Raw genomic sequence first — 21329 nt, forward strand, 5'->3', positions numbered from 1 at the left:
TCACTCACTCTCCATATTCAGCGGGAAATGGCAGGCGAAGAGATGATTTCTTGCACCGGCTAACCGCGGCGTTTCCACACATTTACGCTGGGCGTAAGGGCAGCGCGGCCCCAGGCGGCAGCCGATCGGCAACTGCTCCAGCAGCGGGATCGCGCCGGGCAGGGTATTCAGGCGGCTTTTGTGCGGCATCGCGCTGCCGAAATCCGGGATCGCGCGAATCAACGCCTGCGTATAAGGGTGATGAGGCGTTGCGATCAACTCTTCGCTCGGCGCGGTTTCCACGGTCTGGCCGCAATACATCACATTGATGCGATCCGCCCATTTGCTCAGCATCTGCAAATCATGGCTGATCAGCATAATGGTGGTGTTGTTGTTCTGATTGAGCCTGTCGAGCAGGCGAAAGATTTGCGCCTGGGTGGTCGGTTCCATCGCGTTCGTCGGCTCATCGGCAATCAGCAATCGCGGCTGGTTAGCCAGCGCGATAGCAATCATCACTTTCTGGCATTCACCTTCGGTCAGCTCATAAGGAAAACTGCGCATCGCATCTTTATGATCTTTAATGCCAACACGGTGCAGCAGCTCAATGGCGCGGCGTTTCCGCCAGCCAAAACGTTGCCACAAGCTGCCTTTCCACGTCCAGCCGGGAATATTCTGCATCAGCTGTTTGCCAACGCGCTCGGAGGGATCGAGACAGGATTGCGGTTCCTGAAAAATCATCGATACGTTGTGGCCCAGCAGCTTGCGGCGCTCACGTGAGGAGAGGCGCAGCAGATCAACATCATCAAAGCGCATACGGTCTGCGGTGACGCGCCAGTTGTCTTTGGTAACGCCGCAAATCGCTTTAGCAATCAGGCTTTTACCGGAGCCGGACTCGCCAACCAGCCCGCGAATTTCACCTTCTGCCAGCGTCAGGCTGACGCGATCGACGGCTTTTACCCAGTCTTCACCGGTTTTCACTTCGATGGTGAGATTACGAATATCAAGAAGCGGCATTATTCCACCCCCGCTGTGATCGCGCGGCGGATACCGTCGCCAAGAATATTAACCAGCAACACGCTCACCATAATTGCCGCGCCCGGCAGCATTACTGTCCACGGTGCAACATATATCAGCTCCAGCGCGTCACCAAGCATGGCACCCCATTCCGGAGAGGGCAGTTGCGCGCCGAGATCGAGAAAACCGAGTGCCGCAATATCGAGGATCGCCATCGACAGCGCGCGGGTAATTTCTGTCACCATGCCTGCGGTAATGTTCGGCAACACGGCAAACCAGAGAATATTCATGGTTGACGCACCATCAAGCCGCGCGGCAACCACATACTCTTTTTCCAGTTCGTCATGCACCAGGCTGTAAACGGAACGCACCATGCGCGGCAGCAGCGCCAGCCAGACGGCGAACATTGCGTGCGAGAGATGCGGGCCGGCGAACGCCACCACAATAATCGCCAGCAGCAGTGTCGGTAGCGACAGCAGCGTGTCGAGAATATGGTTCAGCACCGCCGAGCGCAGGCCGTGAGTGCAACCGGCGAAAACGCCAAGCGCCAGCCCGCAAAGCGTTGCCGCCAGCGTAACGACAAAGGCACCGCCCACCGTTGGCGCTGCACCGCTCAACAACCGGCTTAATACATCGCGCCCTAAATCATCTGTGCCGAGGAAAAACGAAACATCGCCGTAGCGCGACCAGGAGGGCGGCAGCAACTGATAACCGAGAAATTGCTGGTCAATGCCGTAAGGGGCAAACCAGTGACCGAAAATACACAGCAGCACTAACGCGCCACAGCCATACAGGCCGATCATCGCGGTGGTATCGCCGTAAAATTTGCGCCACGCGGTTCGCAGCGCGCCAGGCGGGCGTTTTTCGCTGTAGACGCTATCGTAAGGCATACCATTCCTTATGTTTCAACGGATTAGCCAGCGCGCCGAGAATATCGGACAGCACGTTCACAATAATAACCAGTGAGCCTACCACCATCACACCTGCGGAAATCGCCGCATAATCCTGCTGGCGAATCGCATTGATCAACCAGCGCCCCAGCCCAGGCCAGCTAAAGACCATTTCGGTGATCATCGCCAGCGTCAGCATGGTCGAAAATTGCAGGCCGAGGCGCGGTATCACCGGTGGCAGGGCGTTATGCAAAACATGGCGGCGCAGGATCGTCAGCCGCGAAAGGCCGCGCGTCGCCGCCGCTTTGATGTAGTTTTTATCGAACACGTCAATGGTGCTGATGCGCATCAGACGAATAACTTCGGTGGTCGGTGCCACCGCCAGCGTTAACACCGGCAACACGACATGACGTAAGGCGCTGATAATCATCTCTTCGCGCCACGGCGAATCGGAGAGCCAGGCATCAATCAGCGAAAAACCGGTCACCGTTTTGACTTCGTATAACAGATCAAAACGACCCGACACCGGCAGCCAGCCTAAATTCAGCGAGAAAAACAGGGTTAAGAGCAGTGCCAGCCAGAACACCGGGATTGAAAAGCCCAGCAGCGCAAAGGCGCTGATCATTTTATCCTGCCACTTGCCGCGCATCACACCAGCCAGCATGCCGACCGGGATACCCACTAACAAGGCGGAGCCAAACGCCAGCAGGCACAGCTCCATAGTGGCCGGAAACACCTCTTTAAGCTGTTCTGAAATTAATTGGCCATTGATGCTGGAAACACCAAAATCCCAGTGCAGCAAACCGTTAAACCAGAACACCCAAGCATTCCACAGGGACGCGCCCTGAAGCGGAGCGTGGGGCGTAAAATAGCTCAGGCTAAAGCCGACAAAGGTCAGTAAAAAAAGCGTGACCAGCAGTAATAACAGGCGGCGCAGGGTAAAGATAATCATTGTGGCGATACCTCTTGTTTTTCCCGCGAAACACCGGCAAAGGAGGCGCTACCAAAAGGACTCAGCACCAGGCCTTTAATGTCATAGCGATACGCCTGCAAACGCAGGGAAGATGCCAGCGGCAACACCGGCAATTCGCGCGCCAGTATCTGCTGCGCCTCGTCATAATCATCAATGCGAGCCGCAAGTTGCTGTGAAGCCAGCGCTTTTTGTAACACCTCGTCGAACTCACGGTTGCACCAGTGCGCAAAATTGGTCTGTGAGTTGATTGCCGCGCAACTGAGCATCGGGCGAAAGAAACTGTCCGGATCGTTACTGTCCGTTGCCCAGCCGGCAAGGGTTAAATCGTGATTCATATCCATCAGCCGCGCTTCCTGGAAACGGCCTTCCACCGGAACAATCACCACTTTAACACCGACCTGTGCCATATCTGCCTGAATCAGCTCGGCGGTTTTCAACGGGCTTGGGTTCCACGCCTGTGAACTGGTCGGCACCCACAATTGCAGCGTCAAATTTTCCAGCCCCAGCGCTTTCAGACGTTCGCGGGCCTGCGCCGGATCGTACTCGGTGATCTTCGCTTCGTTATCATAGGCCCAGGAGGCGCGCGGCAATATTGAAGCGGCGGTTTCAGCGGTTCCGTAATAGATCGACTGCATCAGACGCTGATTATTAATAGCCAGCGCCAGCGCATGGCGCACTTCCGGGTTATTCAGCGGCGGTTTGTTGGTGTTAAACGCCAGGTAGGCGATGTTCATGCCCGGGCGCAACGTGAGCCGCAAACGCGGGTCATCACGCAAAATCGTCAACTGGCTGGCGGCAGGCCAGGCCAGCACATCGCACTCGCCGGTTAACAGCTTCGACAAGCGCCCGGTGCCGCCGGATCCGAGATCGACCACCACTTGTTGCATTAATGGGGTACCGCGCCAGAACTTTTCGTGACGTTGTAACCGAATATATTGCCCGGCACGATATTCATCCAGTTGATAAGGCCCGGTGCCGACCGGCTGTCGGTCAAGCAACTCCTGGCGATCGCTTTTCTCTAACTGGGCGGCGTATTCCGCCGACATCACCGAAGCATAGTGTGTCGCCAGATGCCATAAAAAGGAGGCATCCGGTTTTTTCAGGCGAAATTCAACCGTGCGGTTATCGAGCTTGCGCACGCTGTCGACAGAATCGGCAAACTGCAAGCTGTCGAAATAGGGGAAGTTACCGCCGTTGACGTTATGCCAGGGATGATTGCGCGAGAAAATGCGCTGGAAGGTGAAGACCACATCATCAGCGTTCAGGGTGCGGTGCGGCGTAAACCAGGCTGTTTTCTGGAAAGCCACGCCGTCGCGCAGGCGAAAGCGGTAGGTCGCGCCGTTATCGAGCACTTCCCAGCTTTCCGCCAGCTCCGGAACCAGCCGGTAGGTATAAGGATCGACATCCAGCAGGCGATCATAAAGCTGTGCCGCCAGCGTATCGACTATCAGACCGCTGCTGACTTTTTGCGGGTTAAAGGTATCGACCTGGCCATTGACACAATAGACAAAGCCGCTGTCGCGAATATCCGCTTGCTCAGAAAGCGGTGTCGCCGCTTGCGCAAAACCCGTTGCCAGGCTTGCGGTCAATAGCAGGGAAGAGAAAACCAGACGCATGATTTTTTCAACGATTTTAAATTCATGTGCAAAGTGTATCGCACTTGCTATGGCTTCGTACAAATGTCTGCTTACGACTGCTGTTATTGTCGGCGATTTCAGCTGATTTGGTGCTTTTTCAGCAGGGCGCGCAGTTGATGGTAAGTGAGCCCGAGTAACTCCGCCGCGCGTTTCTGGTTAAATTTCGCCTGTTGCAGGCCGGTTTGCAGCAGTGCTTTTTCTTGATCGAACTGGAATTTGCGTAAATCCAGCGGCAACGCTGGCAACCCGGCTGTTTCCTGCCCGGTTTGTGGTTGGGGAGTGATATCACGGTTGAAAGGATCAAGGATGATGTCATCAAGCGGCGTATCGATGCTGCCGTGGCGGTAAACCGAGCGCTCCACCACGTTTTTGAGTTCGCGAATATTACCCGGCCATGAATAGCCCATCAGCACGTCGCGCGCGTGATCGGTAAAGCCAGGGAAGAGCGGCAATTTCAGTTCCCGACACATCTGGATAGCGAAATGATCCGCCATCAGCATGATATCGCTCTGACGCTGGCGCAGTGGCGGCAGGAGCACGACATCAAAGGCCAGCCGGTCGAGCAAATCTGCGCGAAATGTGCCGTCCTGTACCATTTGCGGCAGATCGGCGTTAGTGGCGCAAACCAGCCGCACATTGACCTGTAGCGGCTGGCTTCCGCCGACGCGCTCCAGCTCGCCATATTCAATCACTCGCAGCAGTTTTTCCTGCACCAGCATTGGCGCGGTGGCCAGTTCATCAAGAAACAGCGTCCCACCATCGGCACGTTCAAACCGGCCCGGATGGCGTTTTTGCGCGCCAGTAAACGCGCCCGCTTCATGGCCAAAGAGTTCGGTATCAAGCAGGTTTTCATTCAGCGCCGCGCAGTTGAGCGAAATGAATGGTCCTTGCCAGCGCGAAGAGAGAAAGTGCAAACGGTTTGCGATCAGCTCCTTACCGGTACCGCGCTCGCCGATGATCAGCACCGGCTTATCGATGGGCGCGAGGCGCGAAACCTGTTCCAGCACTTCAATAAAGCTGTTGGCCTCGCCGAGCAAATTATCCTTTTGTTCCGACATGATGAAATTCGCCACTAGTTAGTGAGATTAACTACTCTAGCCTAAGTTATCGTTGTGGTAAAACTATTCATCTGCTTTATATTCAATGGGATAAAAAGTTGGCACGGCGTTTGTAATAGTCCAGCAGCAGGGCTGAGCCCGATTACAGAAATCAAGAGGAACAGATTATGGGTATTTTTTCTCGTTTTGCCGACATCGTGAACGCCAACATCAATTCACTGCTGGAAAAAGCCGAAGATCCGCAAAAGCTGGTGCGCCTGATGATCCAGGAGATGGAAGATACGCTGGTGGAGGTTCGTTCAACTTCAGCGCGTGCGCTGGCGGAGAAAAAACAGCTGACGCGTCGCATTGAACAAGCGAGCGCGCAGCAGGCCGAGTGGCAGGAAAAAGCCGAACTGGCGCTGCGGAAAGATAAAGACGATCTGGCGCGTGCGGCGCTGATTGAAAAGCAAAAACTTACCGCGCTGATTGAAACGCTTGAGCAGGAAGTGACGCTGGTGGATGAAAGTCTGACGCGGATGAAAAAAGAGATCGGCGAGCTGGAAAATAAACTCAGCGAAACCCGAGCCCGCCAGCAGGCATTAACGTTACGTCACCAGGCGGCCAGCTCATCGCGCGATGTCCGCCGTCAGCTCGACAGCGGCAAACTGGATGAAGCGATGGCGCGCTTTGAATCGTTTGAACGTCGTATCGACCAGATGGAAGCCGAAGCGGAAAGTCACGGTTTTGGAAAGCAGAAATCGCTGGATCAGCAATTTGCAGAACTGCGTGCCGATGACGAAATCAGCGAGCAACTGGCGCAGTTGAAAGCCAAAATGAAACAAGACAACGAATAATAATAACGGCGGCATCAGAAGATGTCGCTCCTCATCCGCTGTAAGGAGTACACATGAGCACGCTGTTTCTGGCTATACCCCTGACACTTTTCATCCTGTTTGTGTTGCCGGTCTGGTTATGGCTGCATTACAACAATCGCACTTCACGCGGCGAACTTAACCAGAACGAGCAGCAGCGCTTACTCCAGCTTTCCGAAGAGGCCACGAGGATGCGCGAACGTATTCAGGCGCTGGAAGATATTCTTGATGCTGAGCACCCGAACTGGAGAGACCGCTAATGGCAACCCTCGATCTGAATAAAAAGTTATGGCGCATCCCGCAGCGCGGAAAAATCGGTGGTGTCTGTGCAGGCATCGCGCAGTATCTGGATATTCGCGTCAAAGTCGTGCGTATTCTTGCCATTCTGGCGATGTTTTTCGGGCTGTTTTTCTTTGTTGTGGCGGCGTACATCGTGCTGTTTTTTGTGCTGGATCCGCTGCCGGACAATTATGCCGAGAGCGAAAACGTACCGAGCAGCAGCGAATTGCTGGACGCGGTAGACGCACAGCTCGCCGCCGGAGAAACCCGTTTGCGCCAGATGGAACGTTATGTCACCTCAGACACGTTCTCGCTGCGCAGCCGTTTCCGTCAGTTGTAGGAGAAAAATATGAATCAACGCTGGCAACAGGTTCACCGTAACGTAAAACCCGGTTTGCAGATTGTCGGAAAGCTGGCGTTGCTGACCGCGCTGCGCTTCGGCCCGGCAGGTGTTGCGGGCTGGGCGGTGAAATCCGTCGCCCGACGCCCGGTTAAGTTGCTGCTGGCGTTCGCGCTGGAGCCGTTGTTGAAGCGAGCTGCGAATAAATTTTCTCGCCGCTTCCTGTCCCAAAACGAGATAAAATAAGGAATTACGGCTAACGCTCTAAGGCAAAACGCAATGGCGATGGATCGATTTCGTAACGAATTGAATGCGCTGGTTAACCGCGGAATGGACAGGCATTTGCGTCTGGCGGTGACCGGCCTGAGCCGCAGTGGCAAAACCGCATTTATTACCGCACTGGTTAATCAATTACTGAACATTCACGCAGGTTCACGTCTGCCGTTGCTAAGCGCCGTGCGCGAAGAGCGGCTGCTTGGCGTGAAACGCGTGCCGCAGCGTGATTTTGGTATTCCCCGCTTTACCTATGATGAGGGGCTGGCGCAGTTGTATGGATCGTCGCCGGTCTGGCCGACGCCGACGCGCGGCGTCAGCGAAATCCGCCTTGCGCTGCGTTTTCGCTCCAATGATTCGCTGCTGCGCCATTTCAAAGAGACCTCCACGCTTTATCTGGAAATTGTCGACTATCCTGGCGAATGGCTGCTGGATTTACCGATGCTGGCACAGGATTACCTGAGCTGGTCGCGGCAAATGACTGGCTTGTTGCAAGGGCAGCGTCAGGCGTGGTCGGCACAATGGCGCGCCCTGTGCGCGGGGCTTGATCCGCTGGCTCCAGCGGATGAAAACCGGCTGGCCGAAATTGCTGCGGCGTGGACGGACTATTTGCATCAATGCAAACGAGAGGGGCTGCACTTTATTCAACCTGGCCGCTTTGTTCTGCCCGGTGATATGGCGGGCGCGCCCGCGCTGCAATTCTTCCCGTGGCCGGACGTTGACGGCACCGGGGAAGCGAAACTGGCGCAGGCCGGTAAACACACCAACGCCGGGATGCTGCGTGAACGTTACAACTATTATTGCGAGCACGTCGTCAAAGGTTTCTATAAACACCATTTCCTCAAGTTTGATCGCCAGATTGTACTGGTCGATTGCCTGCAACCGCTGAACAACGGCCCGCAGGCGTTTAACGATATGCGGCTTGCGCTCACACAACTGATGCAAAGTTTCCACTACGGTCAGCGCACGCTGTTTCGCCGCCTGTTTGCGCCGGTTATCGACAAACTCTTATTTGCCGCCACCAAAGCCGATCATATTACGGTCGATCAGCACGCCAATATGGTGTCGCTGTTACAGCAACTGATCCAGGACGCCTGGCAAAACGCGGCGTTTGAAGGCATCAGTATGGATTGTCTGGGGCTGGCTTCTGTGCAGGCGACGCAAAGCGGCATCATTGATGTGAATGGCGAGAAGATCCCGGCGCTGCGCGGGCATCGTCTGAGCGATGGCGTGCCGCTAACCGTCTACCCCGGTGAAGTGCCCGCGCGGTTACCGGGGCAGGCATTCTGGGATAAGCAAGGTTTTAATTTTGAGGCGTTCCGCCCGCCAGTGATGGATGTTGATACGCCGCTGCCGCATATCCGCCTGGATGCGGCGCTGGAGTTTTTGATTGGAGATAAATTGCGATGACCGAGCCGCTAAAACCGAGAATCGATTTCGCAGGCCCGCTGGAAGCGGAAAGCAGCGCGCAGTTTAAGCGGGCGCAGACCTTTAACGATAAGCAAGCTGAAAACTTTGCTCCCGCCCTGGTTGATGAACTGCCGGAAGAGGGGCAAGCCGAGGCGGTGGTTGAGGCTGCGCTGCGGCCAAAACGGAGCCTGTGGCGCAAAATGGTCACCGCCGGGTTGACGCTGTTTGGCGTAAGCGTGGTCGGACAAGGTGTGCAGTGGGCAATGAACGCCTGGCAAACTCAGGACTGGGTGGCACTGGGCGGCTGCGCCGCCGGCGCGTTGATTGTTGGCGCAGGTGTCGGTTCGGTTGCCAGCGAATGGCGACGGCTTTGGCGTTTACGCCAGCGTGCGCAGGAACGCGATGAAGCGCGTGATTTATTGCACAGCCACGCCACCGGGAAAGGGCGGGCTTTTTGCGAAAAACTGGCGCGGCAGGCAGGCATCGATCAGGCGCACCCGGCGCTACAGCGCTGGTATGCGGCGATCCACGAAACGCATAATGATCGAGAAATTGTCAGCCTGTATGCGCATCTGGTTCAGCCCGTGCTGGATACTCAGGCCCGGCGTGAAATCAGCCGTTCGGCGGCGGAATCCGCGCTGATGATCGCCGTCAGTCCGCTGGCGATGGTCGATATGGCTTTTATCGCCTGGCGCAATCTGCGGCTGATCAACCGTATCGCCACGCTGTACGGTATTGAACTCGGTTACTACAGCCGTCTGCGTTTGTTCCGCCTGGTGCTGCTGAATATCGCTTTTGCGGGTGCCAGCGAACTGGTGCGTGAAATTGGCATGGACTGGGTCTCGCAGGATTTGGCGGCCCGGCTTTCGGCGCGTGCGGCGCAGGGGATTGGTGCCGGGCTGTTGACGGCGCGCCTCGGTATTAAAGCGATGGAGCTGTGTCGTCCGCTGCCGTGGCTTGACGACGATAAGCCGCGCCTTGGCGATTTCCGCAGACAATTGATTAGCCAGTTGAAAGAGACGCTTCAGAAACGCTCCGCTGACTAAAAAACCGGCGCTGCGCTTACCTTTACGCCGCAGTGCCGCTTTTCTCCGCAAACTGTCAATATTTGTTGACAGATATCTTCCTGCCAACCGCGAACTGGCTTATCATCCTTTCATTACGTGAATGAATAAGGGCGAATTCCCATGCGTCTTGAAGTTTTTTGTGAAGACCGGCTTGGTCTGACTCGCGAATTACTGGATTTACTGGTGCTGCGCGGTATCGACTTACGCGGGATAGAAATTGACCCTGTCGGGCGGATCTACCTGAATTTCGCCGCGCTCGAATTTAACACTTTCAGCAGCCTGATGGCTGAAATTCGCCGTATCCCCGGCGTGACGGATGTGCGTACCGTGTTGTGGATGCCATCTGAACGCGAACACCGCGCGATGAGCGCGCTGCTCGAAGCGCTGCCGGAGCCGGTATTGTCGCTGGATATGAAAAGCAAAGTGGAACTGGCGAACCCGGCCAGCTGCCAGCTTTTTGCCCTGGATGCCGATAAACTTCGTAACCACAACGCGGTACAGCTAATTGCGGGGTTTAATTTCCAGCGCTGGCTCGATGGTAACCCGCAAAATTCGCATAACGAGCACGTCGTTATCGCCGGGCAAAATTTCCTGATGGAGATAACGCCGGTACACCTGGAAGGCGAGACCGGCGAACCGGTGCTGACCGGTGCGGTGGTGATGCTGCGTTCGACTATTCGTATGGGTCGCCAGTTACAAAACCTGAGCCAACAGGATCTCAGCGCGTTCAGTCAGATTGTCGCCGTGAGCCAGAAAATGCGTCAGGTGGTGGAGCAGGCGCGGAAACTGGCGATGCTCACCGCACCGCTGCTGATCACCGGCGATACCGGCACCGGTAAAGATTTGCTGGCGCATGCCTGCCATCTTGCCAGCCCGCGCGCGGCGAAACCTTATCTGGCGCTGAATTGCGCGTCCATTCCGGAAGAGTCTGTCGAAAGCGAGCTGTTTGGCCATGCGCCGGAAGGGAAAAAGGGCTTTTTCGAGCAGGCAAACGGCGGCTCGGTGCTGCTTGATGAGATTGGCGAAATGTCACCGCGTATGCAGGTGAAACTGCTGCGTTTTCTTAACGATGGTACGTTCCGGCGTGTCGGCGAAGATCATGAAGTGCATGTGGATGTGCGCGTGATCTGCGCAACGCAGCGCAATCTGGTGGAGCTGGTGCAAAAAGGGCTGTTCCGTGAAGATCTTTACTATCGCCTGAATGTACTGACGCTGAACTTACCGCCGCTGCGCGATCGTCCGCAGGACATCATGCCGCTGACAGAGCTTTTTGTGGCCCGTTTTGCCGATGAGCAGGGCGTTCCACGACCAAAACTGTCGCAGGATGTGCATCAATTGCTCAACCGCTATGGCTGGCCGGGTAACGTGCGCCAGTTGAAAAACGCCATTTACCGGGCGTTAACGCAGCTGGAAGGCTACGAGCTGCGCGCTCAGGATATTCAACTGCCGGATTATGATGCCGCCACGGTGCCGGTGGGCGAAGATGCCATGGAGGGATCGCTGGATGAGATCACCAGCCGTTTTGAGCGCTCGGTGCTGATCCAGCTTTATCGCAACTATCCCAGCACGCGTAAACTGGCGAAGCGGCTCGGCGTTTCGCACACCGCGATTGCCAATAAACTGCGGGAATATGGCTTGAGCCAGAAGAAGGGCGACGAGTAGAAAAGAAAAAGCCTCCATTGCGGAGGCTTTTTTGTTGGTGTCAGGTTAATTAACCTTTCAGCACGTCCAGCGCGGCGGTGTAATCCGGCTCGTTGGTGATCTCATTCACCAGCTGGCTGAAAACAACAGTGTCGTTTTCGTCAATCACCACCACAGCACGCGCCGCAAGGCCTTTCAGTGCGCCATCAGAGATGCCAACACCGTAATTTTCGAGGAAGTCAGCACTGCGCAGCGTCGAAAGGGTAATGACATTGCTCAGACCTTCAGCACCGCAAAAACGGGACTGGGCAAACGGCAGGTCAGCAGAAATGCACAGCACCACGGTGTTGTTCATCTCAGTTGCTAACTGGTTAAATTTACGCACAGAAGCCGCGCAAACGCCGGTATCGATGCTTGGGAAAATGTTCAGCACTTTACGTTTACCCGCGAACTGGCTCAGTGCGACGTCGGACAGGTCTTTAGCCACGAGCGTGAACGGCCTGGCTTTTGCGCCAGCCTGCGGGATAGCGCCTGCAACCGGAACCGGATTGCCCTGAAAATGAACGAGTTGTGACATAATATCTTCCTGTTTACATATAGTTAACGTCGGCGCTAGTTTATGCCATCCACGGAGAGCACGGCAAACCAATTTTCATATCTATACTGGTTTAGACCTGCGGCAGAGGAGTGAGGAATGAGAAGCGTCAAAGTGTATGAGGAAACCTGGCCGCTGCACACGCCGTTTGTGATTTCGCGCGGTGCGCGCAACGAAGCGCGCGTGGTGGTGGTCGAGCTGGAAGAGGATGGCATAAAAGCCGCCGGGGAATGTACGACTTACCCGCGTTATGGTGAAAGCGAGGCATCTGTCATGGCGCAAATCATGACAATTGTGCCGCAACTGGAAAACCGCCTGACGCGTGAAGAGTTGCAAACCCTCCTGCCGCCGGGCGCTGCGCGAAACGCGGTTGACTGCGCCTTGTGGGATTTACAGGCGCGCAAAGCGGCTATCTCGCTGGCCCAGTCCGCTGGTGTCAGTTTGCCGGAAACTATTATCACCGCTCAAACAGTGGTGATTGGCACACCGGAACAGATGGCGGCCAGCGCCGCCGCGCTCAGCGAAAAGGGCGCTCAACTGCTGAAAATTAAGCTGGATGACCATTTGATCAGCGAAAGGCTGGTGGCAATTCGCGCTGCCGCGCCCGAAGCGACATTAATTGTGGATGCCAATGAGGCCTGGCACAGTGAAGGGCTTGCCGCGCGATGCCAGTTGCTGGCGGATCTCGGCGTTGCCATGCTGGAACAGCCGCTGCCAGCCGATGAGGACCATGCACTGGCGAATTTCATCCATCCGTTGCCGATTTGCGCGGATGAAAGCTGCCACACCCGAGAAAGCCTCGCTCACCTGCATGGGCGCTATGAAATGGTGAATATCAAGCTGGATAAAACTGGCGGATTAACCGAAGCGCTGGCGCTGGCGCATGAGGCGTCTCAACAAGGATTCACGCTGATGCTTGGTTGTATGATCTGTACGTCGCGCGCCATCGCGGCGGCGCTACCGCTTGCCAGCCAGGTGCGTTTTGCCGATCTTGATGGCCCGACCTGGCTGGCGGTGGATGTTGAACCGGCGCTGCATTTCAGCACCGGTAAGCTTCATCTTTGAGGATCCCAGTGCAGTAGCGCCGTCATTGCCGCAAGGTATTTCTCGCTGGCTTCATCAGAGGAGATCGGCGGGAATTCGACGGTGATACAGTGCAAATTGATATCTGCACACCAGCTGCCAAACGATCCCGGCGTTTCGTAACCGATGCTGGTGACCAGCGGCAGGGAAAATTCATCCGCGAGCCATTTCCCAAGCGCGCTCTGGCGGGGATCTTCAACGCAGGCCAGCGGATCGTGGAATGTCACGACCCACGCCGGGTGAATGCGATGGATAAGCTGGCACAGCGCCTGCGTTTCCGGTTCTGAACCGGGCGCATCGCCTGTCAGCAAGACGACATCACGATCTTCAGCCGCACTGTTCCAGCGATACACCGTTTCACCGGGTTTCCAGTTGGCCGCCGGGAAATTACGGTTAAGATCAACCCCGTTCGCGTTTGCGCGCAGACCAAGCTGGCAACCATCCGGGTTGACCGCCAGCACCACGTGATGATGACGTAAATCTGTCTTAAGCGTGCGCAACGCGCAGGAGAGCGTCACCACGGACGAATTCTCGTCACCGTGCGTTCCGGCGATAATGAGCCCGCTTTCACGCGTGGCAATGGGGGCGGGAAACCAGATCAGCGGCGCGCCTAACAGCGAGCGACCAAACTCTTCACTGCCGGGGGCAAATGCGCCTCGTTGAGCACGCGGGCGTGTGGCTGGCATAGGCTTCCTTTTATTGTCGTTTATTTACAGCAAGTGTTGAGCATAAAGCGATGCGACGCAAATCATGCCATGAGGGTTAATTTGGCGTCCAGCCTCAATTTTCCGCTGTCCGCTGTTTGCATTCTCCCAAGTTAAAACAAATAATTACCTCATCTTTTGCCGGGAAGTTATACCAATGAGGGGATCCCATGAAGCATCGAATTTCAGCGCTGAGCTGCGCGCTCTGGCTGTGCGGTTTTTCTGTAAGTGCACTGGCGGCCGATGTGCCGCCGGGTACCCAACTAGCCGAGAAACAGGAAGTCGTTCGCCATGTTAAAGATGAACCTGCAACGTTAGATCCGGCGAAAGCCGTTGGCTTGCCGGAAATTCAGGTTATCCGCGATCTCTTTGAAGGGCTGGTGAATCAGAACGAGAAGGGCGAGATAGTGCCGGGCGTTGCCAGTAAATGGCAAAGCAGCGATAACCGCACCTGGGTATTTACGTTGCGGGACGATGCGCGCTGGTCCGATGGTTCGCCAGTAACGGCAGAGGATTTTGTCTATAGCTGGCAGCGACTCGTTGATCCGAAAACCACTTCACCCTTTGCCAGTTTTGCTGCGCTGGCGGGCATTGCGAATGCGAAAAGCATTACGGAGGGTAAAGAGGCGGTGGATAAACTCGGCGTCAGCGCCGTTGATGCGCGCACGTTGCGGGTGCAACTGGAGCGGCCATTGCCATGGTTCCCGAGTTTAGCCGCCAGTTTTGCCTTTTACCCGGTGCAAAAAGCCAATGTGCAAAGCGGTGCTGATTGGACGCGCCCTGGCAAACTGGTGGGCAATGGCGCTTATGTACTTGCCGATCGCGTAGTGAACGAAAAGCTGGTGCTCGAACGTAACAAGCATTACTGGGACGATGCGAAAACGGTTATCCAGCAGGTCACGTTTGTACCGATCAATCAGGAGTCTGCGGCCACCAAACGCTATCTGGCGAACGGTATCGACATTACGGAATCTTTCCCGAAAAACCTCTATCAAAAGTTACTTAACGATATCCCCGGACAGGTTTATACGCCGCCGCAGCTTGGCACCTATTACTATGCGTTTAACACCCAGAAAGGGCCGACTGCCGATGCGCGTGTGCGGCTTGCATTGAGCATGACCATTGATCGGCGGGTGATCGCGCAGAAAGTGCTGGGCACCGGTGAAAAACCAGCCTGGCGCTTCACACCGGATGTTACCGCCGGATTTACGCCGCAGCCCTCGCAAATTGAACAGATGAGCCAGGACGAGTTGAACGCGCAGGCAAAAACGTTATTGCAGGCGGCAGGCTACGGCCCGCAACGTCCGCTGAAACTGACGCTGCTGTATAACTCTTCAGAAAACCATCAGAAAATCGCGATTGCGGTGGCGTCAATGTGGAAAAAGAGCCTTGGCGCGGACGTCAAATTGCAGAATCAGGAGTGGAAAACCTATATCGACAGCCGTAACAGCGGCAACTTTGATGTTATCCGCGCGTCGTGGGTCGGGGATTACAATGAACCTTCCACTTTCCTGTCGGTGCTGAACTCGACGAACAGCGGCAACATTCCACGTTTCAACGATGCGGCGTACGACAAAGTGCTGGCGCAGGCGGCGCTGGAAACCAACGCCCAGGCGCGAAACGCTGACTATAACGAGGCAGAACATATTCTGGCGGAAAAAGCGCCGATCGCGCCGATTTATCAGTACACCAACGGGCGTTTGATTAAACCATGGCTGAAAGGTTATCCGATCAATAACCCCGAAGATGTGGCTTATAGCCGTACGCTTTATATTCTGAAGCACTGATAAAAAAATCCCCTTACGTCACGGGAAGTAAGGGGAAACTCATTGATTACGGAATGGTTCCTGTCTGAGCAGGAGTGGTGCGAATTTTACTTAGGGAATGTGAAGGGACAATGGAGGAAATAAGGAGACGCATTTTTACGCTTTTCCCTGACTTTTCAACAAATAAGCCCGCTTCGTTGAGCGGGCTAAAAAACTGGAAGTAATGTCGTACGTAATACCCTTGAATCATTGACTCAACGATTCGTTATTAAGAAAGTTCATTTTATCATCTAAGTACGCAACCCATTTTTAAATGGACTGGGACAAAATTATCTTCCCCCGCGAAATGCCGCCTTTTTACGATTTTGGTCAAAAAACAGACAATGCAGTGTGCTATAGTGGTCAGGTTTTCACCACGAAAGAGGATGCTATGGAGACTGAATTAGACCCAACCCAACTGGCAATTGAATATCTGCGTCGCGACAAAACCACGCTGACACCGGCGGAATACTTAAAAAAACTCAAACAATTGCGCCTGGAGTTTGCGGATTTGCTGACGCTGTCGCACAGCGAGCTGAAAGAAGAGATTGATTTTGCCTGGCGTCTGGGTATCCACTAACTCAGCAACATCACTGCAATGCGCCCGTCCGACGGGCGCTTTTTTTTGCTTGTTATCATGCGGCCAGTACCCGGTTTCGCCCGTTATTCTTCGCCAGGTATAACGCCTCATCCACGCGTTTAAAGAGGGCATCCAGGTCTTCATCAGGCAGATGGTGCGCCACACCAATACTCACCGTAAAGCCAGGCAGATCCGCGATGTTGATACTGGCCACGGCCTGACGTATCCGTTCCGCTACGTTTAGTGCCATATCCGTGGTGGTATGCGGCAGTAGTAACAGGAACTCTTCGCCGCCCCAGCGGAAAACATAATCGCCTGAGCGGCAGTTCGTCTCAAGCATTCGCGCCAGTTCAACCAGTACCTGGTCACCTTTTTGATGACCAAACTGATCATTGATACCTTTGAAATGATCGGCGTCGACCAGCAGCAAACTGAAATCAAGCCCCGTCGGCAGAATGTGTTCCGTCAGATGATAAAACTGGCGGCGGTTCAGCAGGCCGGTGAGCGCATCGCGATGCGCGGCGTATTCCAGTTCCTGCTCAAGGCGTTTTTGTTCGGTGATATCGTGAATAATGCACAACATCAAACGCTTGCCATAGATCTCAACCGGCCCGGCGTACGTTTGTACATGGCGGGTGGAACCATCCGCGAGTTGATGAATAAAATTTAATGGCTTATGCCCGCCCGGCAGATTCGACACTTCCTGCATCACCGGTAATACGCTGCGCCCAAGCGTATTGATCTCCCAGGTGTGTTTCTGGCACATCTCTTCGTGGTCATAACCATAAAAACGCAGCGCAGCGAGGTTGGCATCGACAATCAACCCATCACGAATGGGATCGATAAGCAGCATTGGCGCGGATGTTGTGTAAAAAAAACGGGCGTAAAAACCTTGCTTGTGTGGGCGATACGTTGGCGAGTGGTGTGCTTTTAACGCCGCCGCCGCGGCACCTGATACGCCTTCAAACAGCAGCACTTCACCGGCGTTTTCCAGCGTACGCAACATGACACGGCAACTGATGGTGGTCTCTTCACCATCCGGACAAACACTCCAGATTTCGACCACATCTTCATGATTTTGTAAGCTGGGCAGGTACATAGACAGGCTGAGTTGCGCATAAGCAGAGTATTTTCCGTTTCGCATCTCAGTGAGCGAGCGTCCTGCCGCGATTTTCAGCGCTTGCGCATTCGCGAACAGTAACGCTTCTGTGTCAGGAGCAACCACCCAAACCGGGGTGGAGAGCACATTCAACGCATCCAGGTGATGTTTAAGCATGGCGACTCCCCTTAATCATGTATGTTGCAACGCGATCACAAGTGACACATCAGCGGCAATTTAATGACTTTCTTGCAACATACCTGAAAATTAGGGAGTTATGCGGGCTTTTTTTGTGACGAATCTGAACATTCCAGCGATAAAGTGAATCTTTTTTGCTGGAGCAGCACCGCCACTTTCTCAACCGGTAAAGGACGGGCAAAAAGAAACCCTTGCAGATAAGCGCAGCCCATATTGGTCAGCAACGCCTGCTGCTCGGCCGTTTCGATACCTTCCGCGACGACATGCATGTTCATGGAATGTGCAATATCAATGATCGTGGAGACAATTTTAACGTTGCGGCTGTTATCGCGAATGTCCTTCACAAAACTTCTGTCGATTTTAAGCTCTGTTGCCGGTAACCGTTTCAGCATCAGCATATTGGAGTAGCCCGTGCCAAAATCATCAATGGCGACCGTGATACCCATTTGCGCGAACTGGTTAAGCAACTGCACACTGCGCTCGATGTTTTTCAGCGCAGTGTTCTCCGTGATTTCAAGCGTCAACTGCATGGGATCGATATGGTAGCGTTGCAGTGAATCGGTGATTTGGTCGTAAATATCATGCTGCTCAAACTGGCTGGGTGAGAGGTTGATAGCAAGCGTCAGATGACGAAAACCCAGGTTGTTCCAGTGATGCAACTGCCTGCATGCTGCATCAATTACCCAGCGCCCGACAGAGATGATTAGCCCCGTTTTTTCCAGCATCGGTAAAAAGGTTGCGGGCAGCAAAACTCCCCGTGTCGGGTGACGCCAGCGCAGTAACGCTTCGAAACCTGCCAACGCATGCTCCGGCGCGTGGTACTGCGGTTGATACCAGAGTTCAAACTGATCGCGTGATAACGCCTGCGATAAATCCTGCAAAAACAGCGGATCGTCGACGGTCTTCTGCGCCATGCCGGCATGAAAAACAGCCCAGCTGTTTCGGCCTTCCTGTTTTACGCTGTACATTGCCGTGTCGGCTTTCAGTTTCAGCTCGTGCGCGGTATCGCCATGCTGTGGGTAGTAACTGATCCCGGCGCTAAGTGAAACATTAATGACATGGTTCAGCTCGCAGAAGGGCTGTTGAATGGTGGCTACAAGGTGTTTTACCAGCGCCTCAACTTCGTCTTCGTGGGTGTCCGGCACCAGCAGGGTAAATTCATCTCCGCCCAGGCGTGCCAGCGACATTTTTTCGCTGATACAGGCGGATAATCGCCCGGCAACCGCCACCAGCAGTTGGTCACCTATGTGATGTCCCCAGGCATCATTGACCAGTTTAAAGCGATCTAAGTCCATATAAATCAATGCGAAAGTGCTGCGTGTCTCCGAGGCCTTGCTAAGGCAAGCATCAAGAAGATTGTCGAGCTGGGAGCGGTTTGCCAGCCCCGTTAGTGGGTCATAATAGGCTTGTTTTTCAAGTTGTTGATTAAGCTGGCGCAGGCTGTCCGTCAAACGTGATGTCCGCAGTTGGGAATCAATCATCGAAATGAACAGCATGATGCCGAAAATCACCAGTGTCGTCGTGGCAACCCACAATGACAGCCCCAATTCGCCGACGTCGTGGCTCATCAGCGTTGTTGCATGGCCGCGGATCACAATGCCTGTGCCATCGTTGCTGAATGTGGCGGCACTCATGGCGGTATAATGCATGGCGCTGATAGAAGCACCCATTACCAGGGCTGCAAAGACGCGATTAATAAAGACGCCATGGGTATTTTGCCGCAGGCTAAAGGCCAGCCAAAGGGCAACCCAGGCACTGAAAAATGCAATGGCTACCGAAAGCGCAATCAGCGCAACGTTCCAGTAAATAGTGAGGAAACCCATCATCGAGGCCATACCCAGATAATGCATGGATACAACGCCGGTACCGAGCAGTAAGGAAGCGAACAGTAGACGTTTTGTCGGCAGTGTTTTACCCGCTACGGCAATATTGATAGCAAGTATGGATGTCAACATCGCGATAATAAATGACAGGAGGGTAAGTTCTAAATCGTAATGCATCATCACCGGCATTTTCATCGCCAGCATGCCGACATAATGCATCGACCAGATACCGATCCCCAGGGTGGCTCCACCCGAAAAACGCCAGAATATTGCGCTGCGAGGTTCAGACGTCGCAACTTTGCCTGCGCTATCCAGTGCGACAAATGAAGCAATGAAAGCGACCAGAAAAGAGATGCCAATCAGAATGGGGTCCCACGAAACGTAGAGCATCATGCAATCCACACAGGCAAAAAAAGATGATATGTAATCCTGGCACTAATTTTAGCAGCTAACCTAATGAATTTAATGGCTACGCTAATTTTATTATTGCAGGGGCGAATAAACTAATAATAGCTCTTTATTTATTCATCGGCTGTTATGGCAATAACATAAATAAAGTGAATGATTTAACATATGATAAAATTATCTTAAGTCGCGAATATTATTTCTCATTAGTATGGGATGCATCATTTCTTATATGATATATGTTAACGAGCAATCCTGCTTGCTCAATATATTGTTATATCAGTATCTGCTGAGTGGAAGTTAAACTTCTCATTTAAATCGACTTAAGTAAAATTGAAATTATTTAAAGGTGAACATTATTCGGCATCAATTTCGCCGTGTAAAAGTACATTGCGGATGCTATAAGGATCTTACCGTCCCCGGTGTTCAGGTGGGTTTCCCTATGTTGCGAAATATTAGCGTAAGAACATTTATTATTTTATATCTTCTGGTCTCTTTTTTTATTCTTGATGTATTAGTGATCGTTGTCTCAAAAAATATCGTTCTATTTGCCATGACAAGTGTTGTTTCCCTCACATCATTGACGCTTCTCTGGTTTTATATGACGCAATATTTGGTGACGCCGATAAACACGGTAAAAAAAAGCATAGAAGAAGTCACATCGGGAAACCTTTCTATCGTTATTCCTGAGTTTGGTAATAATTGCGCGGGTCGGTTAATTCCGGGCATTAACAGCCTTTCTGCCAGTATCGCGAACCTGGTGAAAGAAATTCGCGCCTCTTCCGATACCGCGCTGGAGCTTTCGGCGCAACTGGCCTCACGCAGCGCCGATCTGTCTGTTAAAACGGAAGAGCAATCTGCCGCGCTGGTGCAAACGGCGTCCAGTATGGAGCAGATGGCTTCCAGCACGAAGAACAACGCTGACAATACCCGCCTCGCAAGTACCCGGGCAAAAGATGCCACAACCTGCGCGCAAAAAGGGGGCATGTTAATGGGGCAGGTGGCGAAAAATATGCAATCGATAACCGATTGTGCCGGTCAGATGACCGAAATTATCTCCATCATTGATGGTATTGCTTTCCAGACAAATATTCTGGCGCTGAACGCGGCAGTAGAAGCGGCACGCGCCGGGGATCATGGCAAAGGTTTTTCCGTCGTGGCGGGCGAAGTGCGCAGTCTCGCGCATCGCAGCGCGGAAGCGGCGAAAAACATTAAATCGCTGATTGCTGTTACCACCGATAACGTTAACCAGGGCGCGACCGTCGTTGGTGAAGCCGAGCAGAACATGCACGAGATTGTTTCTGGTGCGAGCGTGGTGAGTAAATTAATGGATGAAATCGCCGTCACGACGCTGCAGCAGGAAAAGGGGATCTCGCAGATCACTCTGGCGCTGGCGGAGCTGGAAAAAGTGACGCAAAGCAACGTCACCATGGTGGATGAACTGGCGGGCTCGTCGGATGTTTTACAACACCAGGTGGAGGGCTTACTGCAACGTATTGGTAAATTCCGCCTGGCGGCGGTAAAAGCACAGGATGCGGTACTGCCAGAAAAAGTCTCCCCTCCACGCGTCAGTGCTCCGCTGCTGGGTAAGCAGGAAAATTACTGGCACTCGTTCTGATTGC

Annotated in this window: 20 protein-coding genes; 11 read left to right on the forward strand and 9 right to left on the reverse strand. The window is 53.9% G+C overall.

The window, feature by feature from the left end; translation table 11 throughout:
• The 5 genes from sapD to pspF all read right to left on the reverse strand — a co-directional run bounded on the left by sapD (nt 1) and on the right by pspF (nt 5551).
• Nucleotides 1-993: a putrescine export ABC transporter ATP-binding protein SapD gene (sapD, locus tag H650_RS01330; protein ID WP_016495889.1), complete on the reverse strand. Its 993-nt coding sequence runs from the start codon at nt 991-993 to the stop codon at nt 1-3.
• Nucleotides 993-1883, reverse strand: a complete 891-nt coding sequence (gene sapC / locus H650_RS01335) for a putrescine export ABC transporter permease SapC (protein WP_016495890.1) — start codon at nt 1881-1883, stop codon at nt 993-995. Before sapC ends, sapD begins: the two co-directional genes overlap by 1 nt.
• The gene (sapB, locus tag H650_RS01340) at nt 1870-2835 is read right to left on the reverse strand and encodes a putrescine export ABC transporter permease SapB (protein WP_016495891.1); all 966 of its coding nucleotides are present in this window, start codon (nt 2833-2835) and stop codon (nt 1870-1872) included. Before sapB ends, sapC begins: the two co-directional genes overlap by 14 nt.
• Complete coding sequence (sapA, locus tag H650_RS01345) at nt 2832-4472, reverse strand: ABC transporter substrate-binding protein SapA (protein ID WP_016495892.1); 1641 nt, start codon at nt 4470-4472, stop codon at nt 2832-2834. The genes sapB and sapA overlap by 4 nt, the downstream gene beginning before the upstream one ends.
• Before the next feature lie 98 nt (nt 4473-4570).
• Nucleotides 4571-5551, reverse strand: a complete 981-nt coding sequence (gene pspF, locus H650_RS01350; RefSeq protein ID WP_016495893.1) for a phage shock protein operon transcriptional activator — start codon at nt 5549-5551, stop codon at nt 4571-4573.
• Between the two features lie 167 nt (nt 5552-5718).
• Here pspF and pspA point away from each other — a divergent pair, with 167 nt between their 5' ends.
• From pspA to tyrR, 7 genes are all read left to right on the forward strand, one after another.
• The gene (pspA, locus tag H650_RS01355) at nt 5719-6387 is read left to right on the forward strand and encodes a phage shock protein PspA (RefSeq protein ID WP_016495894.1); all 669 of its coding nucleotides are present in this window, start codon (nt 5719-5721) and stop codon (nt 6385-6387) included.
• A gap of 53 nt (nt 6388-6440) precedes the next feature.
• Entirely contained in the window at nt 6441-6665 is a 225-nt protein-coding gene (gene pspB / locus H650_RS01360) for an envelope stress response membrane protein PspB (RefSeq protein ID WP_016495895.1), read from the forward strand.
• Nucleotides 6665-7024, forward strand: a complete 360-nt coding sequence (pspC, locus tag H650_RS01365; RefSeq protein WP_016495896.1) for an envelope stress response membrane protein PspC — start codon at nt 6665-6667, stop codon at nt 7022-7024. Before pspB ends, pspC begins: the two co-directional genes overlap by 1 nt.
• Before the next feature lie 9 nt (nt 7025-7033).
• Complete coding sequence (pspD, locus tag H650_RS01370) at nt 7034-7270, forward strand: phage shock protein PspD (protein WP_016495897.1); 237 nt, start codon at nt 7034-7036, stop codon at nt 7268-7270.
• 39 nt (nt 7271-7309) lie between these two features.
• A complete protein-coding gene (locus tag H650_RS01375) occupies nt 7310-8707 on the forward strand; it encodes a YcjX family GTP-binding protein (RefSeq protein ID WP_044489639.1) in 1398 nt (465 codons plus the stop codon).
• Nucleotides 8704-9753, forward strand: a complete 1050-nt coding sequence (locus H650_RS01380) for a YcjF family protein (RefSeq protein ID WP_016495899.1) — start codon at nt 8704-8706, stop codon at nt 9751-9753. Before H650_RS01375 ends, H650_RS01380 begins: the two co-directional genes overlap by 4 nt.
• 141 nt (nt 9754-9894) lie before the next feature.
• The gene (gene tyrR / locus H650_RS01385) at nt 9895-11436 is read left to right on the forward strand and encodes a transcriptional regulator TyrR (RefSeq protein WP_016495900.1); all 1542 of its coding nucleotides are present in this window, start codon (nt 9895-9897) and stop codon (nt 11434-11436) included.
• Nucleotides 11437-11485: 49 nt separating this feature from the next.
• On the opposite strand, the gene tpx is transcribed toward tyrR, so the two are convergent.
• Nucleotides 11486-11992, reverse strand: coding sequence for a thiol peroxidase (gene tpx, locus H650_RS01390; RefSeq protein ID WP_016495901.1), 507 nt, complete (start codon nt 11990-11992; stop codon nt 11486-11488).
• A 117-nt stretch (nt 11993-12109) separates the two neighbouring features.
• On the opposite strand from tpx, the gene ycjG reads away from it, so the two are divergent.
• Nucleotides 12110-13075, forward strand: a complete 966-nt coding sequence (ycjG, locus tag H650_RS01395; protein WP_016495902.1) for an L-Ala-D/L-Glu epimerase — start codon at nt 12110-12112, stop codon at nt 13073-13075.
• Here ycjG and mpaA read toward each other — a convergent pair.
• Complete coding sequence (gene mpaA / locus H650_RS01400) at nt 13066-13779, reverse strand: murein tripeptide amidase MpaA (RefSeq protein WP_016495903.1); 714 nt, start codon at nt 13777-13779, stop codon at nt 13066-13068. The two genes, ycjG and mpaA, sit on opposite strands and share 10 nt — an antisense overlap.
• A gap of 188 nt (nt 13780-13967) precedes the next feature.
• Between mpaA and H650_RS01405 the strand changes: the two genes are divergently transcribed.
• Both H650_RS01405 and H650_RS01410 read left to right on the forward strand, forming a co-directional pair.
• The gene (locus H650_RS01405; protein ID WP_016495904.1) at nt 13968-15584 is read left to right on the forward strand and encodes a peptide ABC transporter substrate-binding protein; all 1617 of its coding nucleotides are present in this window, start codon (nt 13968-13970) and stop codon (nt 15582-15584) included.
• Between the two features lie 409 nt (nt 15585-15993).
• Nucleotides 15994-16182, forward strand: a complete 189-nt coding sequence (locus H650_RS01410; RefSeq protein WP_044489640.1) for a YdiH family protein — start codon at nt 15994-15996, stop codon at nt 16180-16182.
• A gap of 55 nt (nt 16183-16237) precedes the next feature.
• On the opposite strand, the gene H650_RS01415 is transcribed toward H650_RS01410, so the two are convergent.
• Complete coding sequence (locus H650_RS01415) at nt 16238-17458, reverse strand: GGDEF domain-containing protein (protein WP_016495906.1); 1221 nt, start codon at nt 17456-17458, stop codon at nt 16238-16240.
• Between the two features lie 98 nt (nt 17459-17556).
• Nucleotides 17557-19692 carry a putative bifunctional diguanylate cyclase/phosphodiesterase gene (locus H650_RS01420; protein WP_044489641.1) on the reverse strand — a complete coding sequence of 712 codons (2136 nt, stop codon included), beginning with the start codon at nt 19690-19692 and terminating at the stop codon, nt 17557-17559.
• A 457-nt stretch (nt 19693-20149) separates the two neighbouring features.
• Here H650_RS01420 and H650_RS01425 point away from each other — a divergent pair, with 457 nt between their 5' ends.
• Complete coding sequence (locus H650_RS01425; protein WP_016495908.1) at nt 20150-21325, forward strand: methyl-accepting chemotaxis protein; 1176 nt, start codon at nt 20150-20152, stop codon at nt 21323-21325.
• Nucleotides 21326-21329 lie beyond the last annotated feature (4 nt).

The organism is Enterobacter sp. R4-368, assembly GCF_000410515.1.
Lineage (GTDB): Bacteria > Pseudomonadota > Gammaproteobacteria > Enterobacterales > Enterobacteriaceae > Kosakonia.

Excerpts from the sequence above, each read along its gene's own strand:
- sapD (WP_016495889.1), bottom strand. The coding sequence starts at position 993 with ATGCCGCTTCTTGATATTCGTAATCTCACCATCGAAGTGAAAACCGGT.
- sapC (WP_016495890.1), bottom strand. The coding sequence starts at position 1,883 with ATGCCTTACGATAGCGTCTACAGCGAAAAACGCCCGCCTGGCGCGCTG.
- sapB (WP_016495891.1), bottom strand. The coding sequence starts at position 2,835 with ATGATTATCTTTACCCTGCGCCGCCTGTTATTACTGCTGGTCACGCTT.
- sapA (WP_016495892.1), bottom strand. The coding sequence starts at position 4,472 with ATGCGTCTGGTTTTCTCTTCCCTGCTATTGACCGCAAGCCTGGCAACG.
- pspF (WP_016495893.1), bottom strand. The coding sequence starts at position 5,551 with ATGTCGGAACAAAAGGATAATTTGCTCGGCGAGGCCAACAGCTTTATT.
- pspA (WP_016495894.1), top strand. The coding sequence starts at position 5,719 with ATGGGTATTTTTTCTCGTTTTGCCGACATCGTGAACGCCAACATCAAT.
- pspB (WP_016495895.1), top strand. The coding sequence starts at position 6,441 with ATGAGCACGCTGTTTCTGGCTATACCCCTGACACTTTTCATCCTGTTT.
- pspC (WP_016495896.1), top strand. The coding sequence starts at position 6,665 with ATGGCAACCCTCGATCTGAATAAAAAGTTATGGCGCATCCCGCAGCGC.
- pspD (WP_016495897.1), top strand. The coding sequence starts at position 7,034 with ATGAATCAACGCTGGCAACAGGTTCACCGTAACGTAAAACCCGGTTTG.
- H650_RS01375 (WP_044489639.1), top strand. The coding sequence starts at position 7,310 with ATGGATCGATTTCGTAACGAATTGAATGCGCTGGTTAACCGCGGAATG.
- H650_RS01380 (WP_016495899.1), top strand. The coding sequence starts at position 8,704 with ATGACCGAGCCGCTAAAACCGAGAATCGATTTCGCAGGCCCGCTGGAA.
- tyrR (WP_016495900.1), top strand. The coding sequence starts at position 9,895 with ATGCGTCTTGAAGTTTTTTGTGAAGACCGGCTTGGTCTGACTCGCGAA.
- tpx (WP_016495901.1), bottom strand. The coding sequence starts at position 11,992 with ATGTCACAACTCGTTCATTTTCAGGGCAATCCGGTTCCGGTTGCAGGC.
- ycjG (WP_016495902.1), top strand. The coding sequence starts at position 12,110 with ATGAGAAGCGTCAAAGTGTATGAGGAAACCTGGCCGCTGCACACGCCG.
- mpaA (WP_016495903.1), bottom strand. The coding sequence starts at position 13,779 with ATGCCAGCCACACGCCCGCGTGCTCAACGAGGCGCATTTGCCCCCGGC.
- H650_RS01405 (WP_016495904.1), top strand. The coding sequence starts at position 13,968 with ATGAAGCATCGAATTTCAGCGCTGAGCTGCGCGCTCTGGCTGTGCGGT.
- H650_RS01410 (WP_044489640.1), top strand. The coding sequence starts at position 15,994 with ATGGAGACTGAATTAGACCCAACCCAACTGGCAATTGAATATCTGCGT.
- H650_RS01415 (WP_016495906.1), bottom strand. The coding sequence starts at position 17,458 with ATGCTTAAACATCACCTGGATGCGTTGAATGTGCTCTCCACCCCGGTT.
- H650_RS01420 (WP_044489641.1), bottom strand. The coding sequence starts at position 19,692 with ATGCTCTACGTTTCGTGGGACCCCATTCTGATTGGCATCTCTTTTCTG.
- H650_RS01425 (WP_016495908.1), top strand. The coding sequence starts at position 20,150 with ATGTTGCGAAATATTAGCGTAAGAACATTTATTATTTTATATCTTCTG.